At 39.4% G+C, this 15,540-nt stretch carries 10 protein-coding genes; 6 read left to right on the top strand and 4 right to left on the bottom strand.

All coding sequences use genetic code 11. The features are described from left to right. Nucleotides 1-12 precede the first annotated feature (12 nt). Entirely contained in the window at nt 13-2,322 is a 2,310-nt protein-coding gene (locus ACRD64_RS14085; protein ID WP_430934049.1) for a TonB-dependent receptor plug domain-containing protein, read from the bottom strand. Nucleotides 2,323-2,435: 113 nt separating this feature from the next. Then, on the bottom strand, nt 2,436-4,337 hold the full coding sequence (dxs, locus tag ACRD64_RS14080) for a 1-deoxy-D-xylulose-5-phosphate synthase (RefSeq protein ID WP_430934048.1): 1,902 nt from the start codon (nt 4,335-4,337) through the stop codon (nt 2,436-2,438). Between the two features lie 303 nt (nt 4,338-4,640). Between dxs and ACRD64_RS14075 the strand changes: the two genes are divergently transcribed. The 3 genes from ACRD64_RS14075 to ACRD64_RS14065 all read left to right on the top strand — a co-directional run bounded on the left by ACRD64_RS14075 (nt 4,641) and on the right by ACRD64_RS14065 (nt 8,737). Then, the gene (locus ACRD64_RS14075; RefSeq protein WP_430934047.1) at nt 4,641-5,654 is read left to right on the top strand and encodes an OmpA family protein; all 1,014 of its coding nucleotides are present in this window, start codon (nt 4,641-4,643) and stop codon (nt 5,652-5,654) included. A gap of 94 nt (nt 5,655-5,748) precedes the next feature. Beyond that, nucleotides 5,749-6,672 (top strand): radical SAM/SPASM domain-containing protein, encoded by a 924-nt coding sequence (locus tag ACRD64_RS14070; RefSeq protein WP_430934045.1) that lies wholly within the window; start codon nt 5,749-5,751, stop codon nt 6,670-6,672. A gap of 244 nt (nt 6,673-6,916) precedes the next feature. Further along, entirely contained in the window at nt 6,917-8,737 is a 1,821-nt protein-coding gene (locus ACRD64_RS14065; protein WP_430934044.1) for a hybrid sensor histidine kinase/response regulator, read from the top strand. 53 nt (nt 8,738-8,790) lie between these two features. Here the strand turns inward: ACRD64_RS14065 and frr are convergent, their stop codons facing one another. Together frr and ACRD64_RS14055 are read right to left on the bottom strand one after the other, a co-directional pair. Further along, complete coding sequence (frr, locus tag ACRD64_RS14060; RefSeq protein WP_430934043.1) at nt 8,791-9,354, bottom strand: ribosome recycling factor; 564 nt, start codon at nt 9,352-9,354, stop codon at nt 8,791-8,793. 1,450 nt (nt 9,355-10,804) lie between these two features. Then, nucleotides 10,805-11,545: a glycosyltransferase family 2 protein gene (locus tag ACRD64_RS14055; RefSeq protein WP_430934042.1), complete on the bottom strand. Its 741-nt coding sequence runs from the start codon at nt 11,543-11,545 to the stop codon at nt 10,805-10,807. Nucleotides 11,546-11,920: 375 nt separating this feature from the next. Here ACRD64_RS14055 and ACRD64_RS14050 point away from each other — a divergent pair, with 375 nt between their 5' ends. Genes ACRD64_RS14050 through ACRD64_RS14040 form a run of 3 tightly spaced genes read left to right on the top strand, consistent with a single transcriptional unit; the run spans nt 11,921 to nt 15,352 of the window. Beyond that, the gene (locus tag ACRD64_RS14050) at nt 11,921-12,598 is read left to right on the top strand and encodes a succinate dehydrogenase cytochrome b subunit (RefSeq protein ID WP_430934041.1); all 678 of its coding nucleotides are present in this window, start codon (nt 11,921-11,923) and stop codon (nt 12,596-12,598) included. An 18-nt stretch (nt 12,599-12,616) separates the two neighbouring features. Beyond that, on the top strand, nt 12,617-14,554 hold the full coding sequence (locus tag ACRD64_RS14045; protein ID WP_430934039.1) for a fumarate reductase/succinate dehydrogenase flavoprotein subunit: 1,938 nt from the start codon (nt 12,617-12,619) through the stop codon (nt 14,552-14,554). Between the two features lie 42 nt (nt 14,555-14,596). After that, nucleotides 14,597-15,352, top strand: coding sequence for a succinate dehydrogenase/fumarate reductase iron-sulfur subunit (locus ACRD64_RS14040; protein WP_430934038.1), 756 nt, complete (start codon nt 14,597-14,599; stop codon nt 15,350-15,352). The last annotated feature ends 188 nt before the right edge of the window (nt 15,353-15,540 follow it).

The raw sequence follows: 15,540 nt of genomic DNA, 5'->3' as shown, positions 1-15,540 counted from the left end.
CTGCTGGCTGTTTTAAAACCTTCCCGTCAACGACAGGATCAAGTTTCTGCCGGGAGCACTAATGCCTGAAGCAAAAGTCTTGTAGTGTCTGTCCAGGATGTTTTCAACCGAAGCCTGAAGGGTAAGGGTGTTAAATAACTGATATTGTATAGCCATATTGTAGGTTTGCCAGGCGGGAAAGCCATCTTCTGTTCCCTCGTCTTCGTTATCTTCTCCATACGGCGACATATCTTCATATTTTTTTTCGCCCTGATAATTCATATAAAACTCCACTCTGAATTCTTTGTGTCTGTAATTGACGGCTGCTTTACCAAATACGGGCGTAATGTGCCCCATGGGTTCATTGGTATAGCTCACCTGCCCGTGCGTGTAATTGATAGTGGCATTAACGGATAAGTTATGAAACGGTTGGGCATGCATTCCGGCAGAGAGCCCTTTTACGATTGCTTTTTGCTGATTGCTGTTTATGTACATGCGGTACGTATCGCCATCATATTCTATGGAATCACTTCCTTGATAGGTATAATATTCGCGGACAATGGCATCGTGCAACCAAGTATTGTACAGGGTAATATTGATAAGTAGGTTTTCGTTGTAAAAGCTTTTTGTGGCTGATAATTCAGCGTTAAATGCATATTCGGGTTTCAGGAAAGGATTAGGCATACTGATCTCATCATTTTTAGCCCTGATCTTTCCGTAGTCATCTACGTTGGGGACACGGTAGCCTGAAGATAAAACGCTTGAAAACTTCCAGGTATCTGCAGGTATGTATACGAGACCAACGCTAGCCGATGGGGCTTTGTTGCTCATAATCAAGTCGGTTACGATTGGTTTAAACAATTCATCCTCCATAAACTTTGAGTTAAAACGGAAATATCCAAAACGCGCCCCGAAGTTTGCGCTGAACCTTTTGTTAAACTTTGTATGGTAATTAAAGTATGCGGAATAAGCCTGAAAAAAACTTCCGCCATTGGGATACCTGCTTGTAGCAGTTGATAATTCTCTGGTTTCTATGTTTGTATATTTTCCGTGAGAAGCCATGTCATTATAAAGGATTTCTATTCCATAGTTAATTTTGGATGATGGGTTGAATTCTTTGGCCAAATCCAAATTTAAGCTGTAAATATCCAAATATTCTTCTTGAGATAGTTTATTATCGCTGTTGAACTTTCTACTAAATCTCGATTCTTTTATGTTTTGGTAGGCTACAATAGTATTTACGGATGAAAACAACTTGGTTTCTTTTTTGTAACGGCTGTTGACCGAAGCAAATAGTCTTTCTTGCGGACCATAATAATACTGCGCATACTTGAGCAAATCATCCTTATAATCGTTTAGCGCATCGAAACGGTTTATGTTTGATGTTGTTGAATACTGAAAGTTAAATAGCAATGAGTGCTTGTGCGATGGGGTAAACTTAAATTTCTGCAACAAGTCGTATTGTTGATATCCGGTATTGGGTTGTGTGTAAGGATCAGCATTCACCATCATGCTATCCTTTCCATTTATTCTTTTTGCATAATGAAAAACTTTACCCCAATCTTCCGGAACATTACTTGCCCGGTTTTCTCCCATTTTTATATTGCCGAAGTCGCTGTAGGTAAAACTGGTAAGTGAGGCCCAATGTTTAAATCCGGCATTTACGTTAATGTTTACCTTGTTGGAACTGGAGGCGCTCATGCTTTGAATCGAAGACTCAATAGCCATAACTGCCATGGAATCATTTGAAAGAACAGGATCTTTGCTAAAGTAACTGACAACACCCCCCAGGGCATCGCTACCGTACATCACCGACGAAGGCCCAAAAAGTATTTCCGTTTTGTCAAGTATATTCGGATCTATCGTGATGCTGTTCTGTAGGTGGCCGCTTCTGTAAATGGCATTGTTCATCCTAACGCCATCCATCACCAACAATACGCGGTTGGCTTCAAACCCGCGCAAAATAGGGCTGCCACCGCCGCCCTGGCTTTTCTGAACCGCAACATAACCACTTCCGGTTAAAATATCGGCTCCTGTTGGTGCGTTATTAAATTCGATAGAGCGCGGTTTGATCGTCTCTAAAAAATAGGGTATATTTTTTTTGTTTTCTCGCGTTCGCGATGCGGAAACAACAAATTCGTCCAGTGTAAACACTTTGGGACAGAGTGATATGGCTTGGGGCAGTGGGTTCTTTCTGGAAAGAAAAAACAGTTCGTAAGCAGGGTGTTTGAACCAGAGGGCGGCATCTTCTTCGAAAATGGAGATATTGACTAGGCCGTTATCGTTGGTTCCGGCAATGATGCTTTCCGATTCGTCAAAAACAATAACATTTGGAATCGGCATGTGTGTTTCCGAATCAAATACTTTTATTTTTTGGGAAAAAGAAGTGGTGAATATGAATATTGAGATAAGCAGTAAGCCGTGTTTATATAGTTGGTACATTGTTGAAATTACAGTTATTGAAACATGCTTTTTGCGGTTTCTATCATTCCTTGTTTGTCAAAACCGCATTCATGCTGTAATTCTGTTTGTGTTCCATGCTCAACAAACCTATCGGGAACACCTAGTTTTTTAACTTGTGCCGAATATCCGTTTTCAACCATGAAGTCAATTACAGCGCTACCTATACCTCCAATAATCGTTCCATCTTCAACAGTTATTACTTTTTTAAATTTATTAAACACTTCGTGCAGGAGATCCTCGTCCAAAGGTTTGGCAAATCTAAGGTCGTATAATCCGGCGGAAATACCTTCCGTATCCAGCTTCAAGCAAGCCTGCAATGCTTTATTGGCCAATGGTCCAATGGTGAGGAAGGCCACATCTTCGCCGTCTTTTAATTTTTCGCCTGTACCAATCTCAATCTTTTTAAAGGGAGTTTCCCATTCGGTAGTTGTGCCAATGCCTCTGGGGTAACGGATGGCAAATGGTCCCATATCGGGCAATTGGGCTGTGAACATGAGGTTACGCAATTCTTCTTCGTTTCGGGGGGAAGAAATAACCAGGTTAGGAACGGGTCGGAAAAAGGCCAGGTCGTACACACCGTGATGGGTTGCCCCATCGGCGCCAACAAGTCCCCCTCTATCCAGACAAAAAACCACATTTAGGTTTTGCAGGGCAACGTCGTGTATCACCTGGTCGTAGGCCCTTTGCATAAACGACGAATATATGTTGCAAAACGGAACCATTCCTTCTATAGCAAGGCCGGCAGAAAAAGTGACCGCATGTTGCTCTGCAATACCCACGTCAAAAGCTCTGTCGGGCATTTTCTTCATCATGATGTTTAAAGAACATCCGGAGGGCATAGCGGGAGTGATACCCACGATTTTTTCGTTTTTTTCGGCCAACTCCACAATCGTATGCCCAAAAACTTCCTGGTATCTGGGAGGCTTGGGCTTTGTAGGAGCGCTGTCTAATCTTGCACCGGTATTTTTATCAAACTTGGCACCTGTTGCATGCCATGCTGTTTGGTTTTCTTCAGCTAGTTTAAAACCTTTTCCTTTTATTGTCTTGCAATGCAAAACCTTGGGGCCCGGAATGTTTTTTAGATCCTGTAAAACTTTTACCAGATGGTTGATGTCATGCCCGTCAACAGGACCGAAATACCGAATATTTAAGCCTTCGAAAATATTGGTTTGCTTGGTCAATAAAGATTTAATACTATTATTGATGGCAACAATTTTATCCCTGGAATTTGGACCGGTAATCTTCAGCTTTTCGAGCCCCCTGATTACTTCCTGCCTTATTTTATTGTAGGTGTGAGAGGTGGAAATATCCACTAAATAATCACTTAAGCCTCCCGTGTTCGGGTCAATAGCCATGTTGTTATCATTCAAAATAATCAACATGTTTGACTTAAAACTGCTTAAGTTGTTCAGGCCTTCAAAGGCCTGACCTGCGGTCATACTGCCGTCGCCAATAACAGCTACTACTTGTTTGTCTTTTTCGTTGTTTCTTTGTGCAGCAATGGCCATCCCAAGAGCCGCGGATATAGATGTAGAAGAGTGGCCAACCCCAAAAGCATCGTATTCGCTCTCTGTAATGTTCGGAAATCCACTTAAGCCTTTGTATTTTCTATTGGTATGAAAACGGTCTTTGCGAGCAGTGAGAATTTTGTGCCCATATGCTTGATGACCAACATCCCATATTATTTTATCAAAAGGTGTATTAAAAACGTAATGTAACGCAACCGTCAGTTCGACCACCCCCAGGCTGGCACCAAAGTGACCCGGGTTACAAGAGACAGCATCAATAATATAATCCCTTAACTCAACACAGATTTGGCCGAGATCTTTTTCGCTGAATTTCTTCAAATCATCAGGGGTATTAATCTGCTGAAGCTTGCTGTTCCCTTTTTTCATTCGCATCTATTTGTAATATCCAGATAATCGGCTCAACGTTTTATTGCGTGTTTATGCTGCGTGATTATTTGCTCCCTGCTTTTGGTAAACAGGCGGCCATGCCGGTTTCAATCTCTGTTATTGGGTAAAAATTTGTTGGCCACAAATATAATACTTTGGGGTGAATTAATACATGTCGAATGCTTGCATTTTGCATGAACCTTTATTAATAGATTTCGATGCGCTCATCAATCAAGGATTTTTAATCTTTCAAAAATTATGGTCATATTTGAACCAAAGAAATAAGGCAAAAATAAAACGCGCATGAAAATCAACTTTATAGTACTGATTATAGCCATGTTAGGGCTGTCTTCTTGTGTTCCGCTAAAGCAATTTCAAGAGTTGCAACAAAGCGAAATGGACAACAAGGAAGAACTTAGGCGACTTGAGGCTGCGTTTCAGGATTTGGAAGTAGATAACAACGAGCTTATTGCGGATATGAAGCGAAAGGAAAAGGTTGTTGCTATGTTAGAAAAAGATACCATACGACTGGCTAAACAAAATTGGTCTTTAAAAAATCGGAATAAAGAGTTGCTGGTACGATACAACGAATTTTTGGAGAATTCATCTATGAAGAATGCCTCAACTGAATCAGCAGAACTGTTGTCGCATTTACAATCCTTACATGAGCAACTGCAAAAAAGAGAAGATGCTTTATTGGATGCAGAAAAAGAATTGGCCGAGAAACAACATAACCTGGAAGCTGCCTCGTCTGAATTAAATTCGATGGAAGGGGAACTGGAGTTGAGAAATAAGCGTCTTTTTAAACTGGAGCGCGCCCTTACCGAAAAAGATTCAATGATGAATGCTTTGAAAAATACTGTGGCCAATGCTTTAACTGATTTTGGTAGCGATGAACTTGAGGTGCACATCAAAAACGGTAAGGTATACGTTTCTATGGAGGAAAAGCTATTGTTTGGTTCGGGAAGTTACCAGGTAAGTTCAATAGGAATAGATGCCTTGAAGAAGATTACGGGCGTGTTGGAACAGAAACCGGACATAAATGTGCTGGTGGAAGGACATACCGATGATGTACCTTATAAAAGTGCCGTGTTGTTGGATAATTGGGACTTAAGTGTAAAAAGAGCCACTTCGGTTACCCGGATACTGCTCGAAAACGCAAATATTCAGTCATCACGGATAACGGCAGCCGGCAGAAGTGAGTTTGTGCCTGTTGATTCGGCAAAGACGTCGGAGGCACGGAGGAAAAACCGAAGAACGGAAATAATATTATCACCTAACCTTAATCAAGTATTTGATCTCCTCGAAACAAATTAAAAAACTAAAGGTAGCATGCACCCTGGCATGGCTGTACCTGCGAACAATGAGTTTGGTTCGGCTAATAAACCTAGCTAAACTGAAATTGTCGTATGTGTATAGTGCCATACTAAAACGGGCTTATATTTGGGGTACAGCTTGGGCTGTAAGTATAGAGCCGCTTAATATTTGCAACCTGCAATGTCCCGAATGCCCAACGGGAATGAGGATGCTCAGCAGACATAAAGGTATGCTGACCGTAGGTACATACCGAACGATGCTGGGGAATTTGGGGAAAGCGGTGTGGCATATAAATCTGTACTTTCAAGGGGAGCCGTATATGCATCCTGATTTCTTTACCTTGGTGGAACAGGCTAAAAAAGCGAGACTGATTGTTGAAACATCCACGAACGGGCAGTTTTTATCATACCCAAAAGCGTTAAGAACAGTGCAAAGTGGCCTGGATGTTTTAGTGGTTTCGTTTGATGGCATAACGCAAAGCGCATATGAAAAATATCGGATAGGCGGCGAATTGTCAAAAGTTACAAATGGAATAATAAATTTAGTAAAAGCGAAAAAAGAGGTGGGATCAGACAAACCAATTATTCGGGCGCAATTTCTGGCATTTAGGCACAACCAACATCAAATAAAAGAGTTTGAGGGAATGGCTTGGGCGTTAGGAGCGGATATGGTTGAGGTGAAAAAAGCCCAGTTTTATAATGTGCAAAGGAAGAAACATATGTTACCAACGGAAACGGGTTTGTCACGATACCGGATAAACAATGACGGATCTGTTGATATTAAAGGAAAATTTAAGAATAAGTGTTGGAAACATTGGAGTTCTGCTGTAGCTACCTGGGAGGGGGATCTTGTGCCATGCTGTTTCGATAAGGATGCCACGTACATAATGGGCAATATACAAGAGAAAACCATTGGGGAGCTGTGGAAGGCGCACGGTTATAACGAGTTTAGGCAAAAAGTGATTAGTAATCAGCATAATATTGATATTTGCAATAATTGTCCGTTAAGTCGAAAATGACATTCTCGGTATTGAATATCAATTGTTTAGAATAATTGTAGCAAAGGATCGTTCAATTCGTTTGGCGGGCAATTGAATATAGATCAAGGTTAAGTTTAATAGCGTTATTTTTTTGTACAAATAAATGATTATTTTTGATGAATATAAATTTGATATAAAGTTGAAAGTTCTACCTTTATAGCTCAATTTGGGGAGGAAAGATTTTAGAGCGCAGGTTATGTTTTAAACACCCTGCTTTTTTTTTATGACTAAAGAAAGAAGTAAAACCATACGACGGATAAATGTTTGGGTTAAAAGGAAGTTGGGTCCAACAACTGTTCCTTCAGGGGGAGGTTTTCACTATTGGAGAGAGAGAGTGTTCCACTATTTTACCCTGGCGCTGATAGCCATAGGGCTAATTGCATATTTATACTACACTGTTTCGTTTTTGCAAAACGGTAACTATCCCTCAGCAATTTTCAGTACTGTTATTTTCTTAAGTTCGCTTTTTGCAGCCGTGGTGCGAACGATCCCTTTTCGCATTAGGGTGATCTGGATATCGGCATCAGTCTATCTCTTGGGAGGATTTTTGTTTGTTGAAAACGGTCCTGCTTCATTGGGTCTTGTGTTGTTGCTTTCGTACTCTATGTTGGCAGGCATGATGCTTGGGAGAAAGGGGGCTATCAATTCTATATTTCTTAATTGTGCATTGTTTTTGGCTGCAGGATTTGTGCATTATGCAAATATTTTTGAGGTTAAACTGTTGCAACAGATTAGCCTTGCAATTTATGCTAATTTGTGTGTTCTGTTTGTTTTTGTGAATATCGCTACTCTATTCCCTTTGGTTTCGTTTATCAATGGAATGAGCTTTAGTTTTGAGAAGGAACTTAGGTATCAGAACATCTTAAGTAAGGAACGTGAAAAGTTGATGCGTGCTATTGTTAAAGCAGAAGAGTCGGATGTGCTGAAAAATTCTTTTTTATCCAACATGTCGCATGAAATACGCACACCCATGAACGCCATACTTGGCTTCAGTAATCTGTTATCACACAAAGAAATAAGCAATCCTGAGAAAGAAGAGTTTGTAAATCTGATTAACCTAAATGTAAAAAACCTGTTAACTATTGTAGAGGACCTAATTGATATTTCCAAAATAGACAGCGGCCAGCTGCAAATACGTAACACCACCATCTGTTTGCACGATGTATTAGAGGATGTTTACAATAATTTTTCGAATGATATTCAGCGTAGGGGGCAAATGAATATTAAATTGTATTTGAAAGAGGGTATCTCCGATAAAAATACGATGATATTAACCGATGGGGCAAGGCTAAAGCAAGTGCTCGCAAATCTGGTGGGGAATGGTATTAAGTTTACCGACCGTGGTTTTGTGGAATTCGGGTATGAACTTAAACATGAGGAAGTGCTTCAGTTTTACGTAAAGGATACCGGGATAGGTTTGCCTGTAGGTAAGGAAGATAGAATATTTGAACGTTTTTATAAATTCTCCGCAGGACGACAAATGTTGTACGGGGGGACAGGTATCGGCTTGTCGCTGGTAAAAGACTTGCTTGACTTAATGGGCGGTAAAATATGGATTGAATCGGAACCGAAAGTAGGAACCACGTTTTACTTTACCATACCGTACCACAAGGTGAATAATGCTAACGCAAAATACAAGGCTCAAAAGAATACCAATATATTCAATTGGGAAGGAAAAACCTTCTTGATTGCCGAAGATGAGGAAGATAATTTTAGATATCTCGAAGTGGCCTTGTCCATTTCCAATGCCAGTTTAATATGGGCACGTACGGGAGTCGAAGCTGTTGATATCTTTAAGCGAATCGATAATATCGATTTGGTGTTGATGGATATTAAAATGCCGGAAATGGATGGTTATGACGCTACGCGTGCAATCAAGAAGCAAAACCCTAATGTGCCTGTTATTGCCCAAACGGCCTATGCTATGTCAGAGGAGCGTGAAAAGTCTATCGTGGCGGGATGCGATGATTATATTGCTAAGCCGATAGGTTACGAGGATTTATTGAGTACGATAAACAAATATGTTCCGGGAAGTGATGAGTAGAAAAAGGTCAGCTAGTGATAACCGACCCTTTGTAGATATTTTATAAAAGGAGGTTATATCGTAAGTATATCCTTTTCCTTCTTGTCTATATGTTGATCTATTACCTTTGAATACTGATCGGTCAGCTTTTGAACATCAGCCTCTGCATCTTTTTCCATATCTTCGGAAAGACCGTCCTTTTGCATCTTTTTAAGTTCGTCGTTACATTCTTTTCTTACGTTTCTTAAGCTTATTTTTGCATCCTCGGCTTCTTTTTTCACTTGTTTTACCAGGTCTCTACGACGCTCTTCCGTTAAGGCAGGAACATTGATGCGAATCATTTCTCCATTGTTTTCAGGGTTCAAACCTAAGTTGGCCAACATAATAGCCTTTTCAATAGGTTCGATCATCGATTTTTCCCAGGGCTGCACGGCTATGGTTCTTGGATCGGGTGTGTTCACGTTGGCCACTTGTTGAAGTGGTGTCATCGATCCGTAATAATTTACCATGATTCCTTCTAGCATGCCAGGGCTGGCTTTACCCGCTCTAATTTTTACAAGTTCGTGCTCAAGGTGGGAGATGGCTTTGTCCATCTTGTCCTTGGCCATTTCCATCAATATTTCAATTTCTTCTGTCATAGCCTAAAATAATTTACCGTATAAAAGTTTCCGTTATGCAATATCAACAAAGTTTGCGGATAATGCTCACTTGCTCATGCAAAAATATAAAACTTTGGGTGAATTTAAAAAGTGCTTTTTACGATATTCATGCCTTAACCCATCTATTCGTTCTTTTTAGGGCTCAATATGATTTGTAATCTATGTGTTCAAAATTTATAATGCAATTGAGCTGTATTGAAGTAGCAAAACGCTTAGAATAATTTTCAAACTTTTAGACACAAGCCTGTGTTGTGTGCTCGACTTGATGCTGTCTGCGCCAAAGCTCAAATTGTCTGATGTGTCTGCTTGTTGTTTAAAATTGAGTTTTTTAATAAATAGAAGGTGAAAAAAGGTAAACAGAAAATGAAATATGAAATATCTATTTTACTGTTAATGTATGATTCGATAAAGCCATATTTGAAAATGTGGTAGATGGAATATGTTAAAATTGCGAAGAAGAGACTTATGCCGCTGAAAAAGTATTTGTCGTTTGTGTTTTTTACGAGTAAGGAACAGCCCAAGGAAAAGGATATGAAAATCATGATATAATGGGTAGGAACAAGAAATGAAGATTGTACTATAAAGGGATTCATTATCCAGAACTCTTCGCTAAAGGCAATTAATAAAGGAATAAAGGTTGAAATAAAGGCAAGCCCTGCTACACTTAAAAAAGTAATTAATTGTTTGGTACTGTTTTGCTTACTAATTAAATCGGGCAGAAAAAAGATGATATACGCTAGAACGTAAACACTCCTTGTGGATAAAGCAAGTCCGGTTATCACTGCGGATAAATAAAATTGCACGGCTTTGTTTCTGTCAACTGTTTGATAATGGTAAAGAGCTAGCAGTGCAAGTATGCTATATGAAAAAATATTGCTACGGGTAGTTATTTCCCAAATCATAAAAAAGGAAACAAGATAAATAACAGGGAAATAACTCAGGTCGGTTTTATTGTTTTTAAGTTGTTTTAAAATGATGAATGTTAGTATTAAGTAACCCAAAGAGCTTAATAGACTCAGTTCCCCAACCAAATAAAACGGCAATGCTATTAGAAAATATATAGGCATAGGTCCTGGAGGATTTCCTACGTTTGATTCAGCAAGGTATGGATAATTACCTTTAAATAGCTCTGTTAAAAAAGACGAAATGATACTCCACCTATCCACATTTAGCGATGTAACCGGAATATTAAAGATAGCTATTGCATTCAATAAAAATATAAAGGTTATGAGTGAAAAGGTTAGTAGCTTAATGTATGTCAGATGCAGATTTAACTTGGGTATAAAATAGAAAGATAAGTATTGAACTGCACAAACTAAAATCGTTATCGTAAGAGCAAAATCCGTTATTCTGGAGAGATATTTATAACCAAAAACGAAATTAACAAAGATTATGAGCAATAGGGAAATGCTGGTTTTGTGTTTATTCATTAGTTAAATATCTTAGAATTAATATTAAACGTTTTTGAAAAAAAGTAAAGGAATGATGTATGCAGCACGCCAAGGCCATATATACAACTTCTTTTAAAATTAATGGAAGAAGCTTCTTTGAAGTATTTGGTGGGGCAAGTTATTTCTGCTATATCGTATCCTTTATGGCATATTTGGGCCAGCATTTGATTGTCAAAAACAAAATCGTCAGAATTCACCATGAAATTAATGTTCTTCAAAACTTCCGATGAGAAGGCTCTGTATCCTGTATGGTATTCAGATAATTTTTGATTCATCAGAATGTTTTGAGACAAGGTTAGTATACGATTGGCTATATATTTATATGTCGGCATTCCCCCCTTTAGTGCTCCTCGGCCCAGTATGCGAGATCCAAGAACCACATGGTACAAATTATTGGCAATTAAATAACACATGGAGTCCATGAGTTTTGGAGTGTACTGGTAGTCAGGATGTAACATGACGATTATGTCAGAATTTAATTCCAAAGCTTGTTGGTAACATGATTTTTGATTTCCTCCATAGCCTTTGTTTGTATCATGTTCGACAATAAACTTGATACCTAATTTTTTAGCTACTTGAATAGTTTTGTCCGTGCTGTGATCGTCAACTAAAATAACATTGTCAACAATGTTAAATGGAATTTCGTTATAGGTTTGTTCCAGGGTGCTTTCTGCATTGTAAGCGGGAAGAACAACAGTAACAATCTTGTTTTTGATCATAAATAATTTAATTTGCCACAGGTTTTACAAGACGCTAAAAATAGCATTTCAAAATTAATTTAGAAGCGTAAATAATTAGTTTAATGGATGAGTTTCTTTCTTTGAGGGATAGAATGATTGAGAAGAGCTGCGTGGCATAATACAGACCAGACCAGATGTTAAATAATGTTACCGCATTGTGTTTTAATCGGCTTTGCTGGGCGCTGTAGGTGGCTAACTGCTTAATAAATAGTATATTTATAATAAGTGCTTAGACAGATTTTAAATAAAGATTTATTTCTTTATTTCCATTGATATAAAGTGCCAACAAACTACCTTTGCACTCGCAAATACAAGAATTATAATATAATTTAGAGATTTTAATATTTTAACTGTATGAGTAATTTATTTTGTTCCTCAATTGGAAAAAAGCTTTTGATGAGTTTGTCAGGGCTTTTCTTGATTATCTTCCTGATAGTCCATCTCGCCATTAATTTAACTTTATTGGTAGATGATACTGGTGATACTTTTAACCTTGCGGCAAATTTTATGGCTTTACCGCTAATTAAATTTGGTCTTCAACCTGTTTTAGCGTTGGGATTTATTGTGCACATCTTTTATGGAGGTTTGTTAACTGCACAAAACAACAAAGCTCGTGGAAGCGGCAAGTATGCTTCAGGTAACAATACCAAAGAAGTAATGTGGGCATCTAAAAATATGTGGATTTTAGGTCTTACAATCCTTGCTTTTTTAACAGTACACATCATCGATTACTGGGTGCCTCTTCAAATTACTCACGGTGCAGAATCGGTAACAATTGGAGGTGTAGAGATGCACGACACCTATGCTTTGGTGAAAGCAAATTTGCAGAATCCTGTTAAAGCAATTCTTTACATTATCGGTTCTTTAGGATTGGCGTTGCACTTAACGCATGGTTTCTGGTCGGCATTTCAAACTTTAGGTGCCAGCAACACAATCTGGCGTAAACGTTGGACTGTTATTGGAACTGTGTTTGCTTGGGTAATAAACCTTGGTTTTATTGTGATCGCAGTTTATTTTATGTTATTTTCTTAATCTTTTAATTCTTAAGAAATGAAGTTAGATTCAAAGATACCTGAAGGGCCATTGGCTCAGAAATGGGACAATTATAAAGCTGGCCAAAAGTTGGTTAACCCTGCAAATAAAAGAAACCTGGATATTATTGTTATTGGTACCGGATTAGCCGGCGCTTCTGCTGCCGCTTCTTTTGGTGAAATGGGTTTTAAAGTGAAAAACTTTACTATTCAAGATTCTCCACGTCGTGCGCACTCTATTGCGGCTCAGGGAGGTATTAATGCTGCAAAAAACTATCCAAACGATGGTGATTCAGTTCATCGTTTATTTTATGATACAGTAAAAGGCGGTGATTACCGTGCTCGTGAGGCTAACGTTTATCGTTTAGCTTCTGTAAGTAATGATATTATCGACCAGTGCGTTGCTCAAGGTGTACCTTTTGCGCGTGAGTATGGTGGTTTATTAGATAATCGTTCTTTTGGTGGTGCGCAGGTTAGTCGTACTTTTTATGCCAAAGGACAAACAGGTCAGCAGTTATTAATTGGTGCTTACCAGGCGTTAATGCGTCAGGTAAATGCGGGTACTGTTGATATGTACACGCGTACAGAGATTGTTGATTATGTGATTGTTGATGGTAAAGCCCGTGGTGTTATTGCCCGGGACCTTGTAACCGGTGAGTTCTCCCGTCACTTCGGTCATGCTGTTGTAATGGCTACAGGAGGTTATGGAAACACATTCTTCCTGTCAACAAATGCAATGGGATCTAATGGTTCTGCTGCAATTAAGGCATACGAAAAGGGAGCTGCTTTTGCTAACCCTTGTTATGCTCAGATTCACCCAACCTGTATTCCGGTGCATGGTGAGTTCCAGTCAAAACTTACTTTGATGTCGGAGTCGTTACGTAACGATGGACGTATTTGGGTTCCTAAAAAGAAAGAAGATGCTGAGGCTATTCGTGCAGGTAAAAAGAAAGCAACAGATCTTTCGGAAGACGAACGCGATTATTACTTAGAAAGAAGGTATCCTGCTTTTGGTAACCTGGTGCCTCGTGACGTTGCTTCACGTGCTGCTAAAGAAAGATGTGATGCAGGTTTTGGTGTTGGCGCTACTGGTTTAGCTGTTTATCTTGATTTTAAAACGTCAATAGAGCGTTTAGGCGAAGATACGATCCGTGCCCGTTACGGAAACCTATTCCAGATGTATGAAAAGATTGTAGATGACAATCCATATCAAGAACCAATGATGATTTATCCGGCTATTCACTATACAATGGGTGGTATTTGGGTTGATTACGAATTGCAAACTACAGTTCCTGGTTTATTTGCGGCAGGTGAAGCTAATTTTTCCGATCACGGTGCTAACCGTCTTGGAGCTTCTGCTTTGATGCAAGGACTGGCCGATGGGTATTTTGTTCTTCCTTATACGATTCAGAATTATTTGGCTGATGATATTCGGACACCGCGTATGACGGGTGAAGAAAAAGAATTTGTGGAAGCAGAAAAAGCAGCTAAAGCGAAATTCGAAAAATTATTGGCCATCAAAGGTGAGCGTTCTGTAGATAGTTTGCACAAAGAACTTGGTTTGGTAATGTGGGATTTCGTAGGAATGGCACGTAACAAGAAAGGTCTTGAAGAAGCCATCGAGAAAATCGCGGCTATCAAAAAAGAATTCTGGACTAACGTTAAAATTCCTGGATCGGATAAGGGAATGAACGTAGAACTTGAAAAAGCTTCTCGTTTAGCTGACTTTATTACAACGGGAGATTTAATGGCACGTGATGCCCTGAGCCGTGAAGAATCGTGTGGTGGTCATTTCCGCGAAGAGTACCAAACAGAAGAAGGGGAAGCGCTTCGTCAGGATGACAAGTTTGCTTATGCGGCTTGTTGGGAGTATCAAGGTGAAGATAAAGCACCAGTAATGCATAAAGAAGACCTTACGTTCGAAGTGGTTAAAGTGGCACAACGTAACTACAAATAATCAGGTAGGTTAATTTAATGTTCAATAGTTAAACAGAGAAAGATGGAAAATAATATAAGTTTGACTCTAAAAGTTTGGCGTCAGAACGATGCAAAAGACAAGGGTCGTTTTGAAACATACAAACTAGAGGCAGTATCTACCGATAGCTCATTCCTTGAAATGATGGACATTTTGAATGAACAGTTGATCGGGGAAGGAAAAGAGCCAGTGGCATTTGATCACGATTGTCGGGAAGGTATTTGCGGGATGTGTTCATTGTACATCAATGGACGTCCACATGGACCTGACGATGATGTTACAACTTGTCAGCTACATATGCGTAAGTTCAAAAATGGTGAAACAATCACTATTGAGCCTTGGCGTTCTGCTGGATTCCCAGTGATCAAAGATTTAATTGTAAACCGTTCCGCTTTTGATCAGATTATTGCAGCAGGAGGTTATACTTCTGTTAGTACCGGCGGTGTGCCTGATGCTAACGCAATTCCAATTCCTAAGCCCGATGCAGACGAAGCCATGGATGCCGCTTCTTGTATTGGCTGTGGGGCTTGTGTGGCTACATGTAAAAACGGATCGGCGATGTTATTCGTTTCTGCAAAAGTTAGTCACCTGGCATTGTTGCCGCAAGGTAAAGTTGAGGCGGCTCGTCGTGCCAAAGCAATGGTTGGTAAAATGGATGAGCTAGGTTTTGGTAACTGTACCAACACAGGTGCTTGTGAGGTTGAGTGCCCTAAAGGAATCTCAATTTCGAATATTGCCCGTTTAAACCGTGAGTTCCTATGTGCTAAACTACAGGACTAAGGCCTAAAAAGATAATGTTTAAAACGGCTGCCTTGTTATTCAGGGTGGCCGTTTCTTTTTTGAAAAATTCGTCTTTGCGTAAAAAAAAAGTATAAAATAATTTCATTATTTTCAACCTGTAAACATCACAAAGTCAGTTGTATAATAAAAGATAGTGAATGGATTGAAAATAAAATCATTGGATATAC

This window comes from Saccharicrinis sp. 156, from assembly GCF_050589685.1.
In the GTDB taxonomy this organism is placed as follows: Bacteria; Bacteroidota; Bacteroidia; order Bacteroidales; family Marinilabiliaceae; genus Saccharicrinis.
The sequence above is the reverse complement of the archived record's forward strand: the minus strand, read 5'-3'. Positions and strand labels throughout refer to the sequence as shown.

What these genes read in the sequence shown, in the direction of transcription:
- ACRD64_RS14085 (WP_430934049.1), bottom strand. Translation starts at nt 2,322, where the DNA reads ATGCCGATTCCAAATGTTATTGTTTTTGACGAATCGGAAAGCATCATT.
- dxs (WP_430934048.1), bottom strand. Translation starts at nt 4,337, where the DNA reads ATGAAAAAAGGGAACAGCAAGCTTCAGCAGATTAATACCCCTGATGAT.
- ACRD64_RS14075 (WP_430934047.1), top strand. Translation starts at nt 4,641, where the DNA reads ATGAAAATCAACTTTATAGTACTGATTATAGCCATGTTAGGGCTGTCT.
- ACRD64_RS14065 (WP_430934044.1), top strand. Translation starts at nt 6,917, where the DNA reads ATGACTAAAGAAAGAAGTAAAACCATACGACGGATAAATGTTTGGGTT.
- frr (WP_430934043.1), bottom strand. Translation starts at nt 9,354, where the DNA reads ATGACAGAAGAAATTGAAATATTGATGGAAATGGCCAAGGACAAGATG.
- ACRD64_RS14055 (WP_430934042.1), bottom strand. Translation starts at nt 11,545, where the DNA reads ATGATCAAAAACAAGATTGTTACTGTTGTTCTTCCCGCTTACAATGCA.
- ACRD64_RS14050 (WP_430934041.1), top strand. Translation starts at nt 11,921, where the DNA reads ATGAGTAATTTATTTTGTTCCTCAATTGGAAAAAAGCTTTTGATGAGT.
- ACRD64_RS14045 (WP_430934039.1), top strand. Translation starts at nt 12,617, where the DNA reads ATGAAGTTAGATTCAAAGATACCTGAAGGGCCATTGGCTCAGAAATGG.
- ACRD64_RS14040 (WP_430934038.1), top strand. Translation starts at nt 14,597, where the DNA reads ATGGAAAATAATATAAGTTTGACTCTAAAAGTTTGGCGTCAGAACGAT.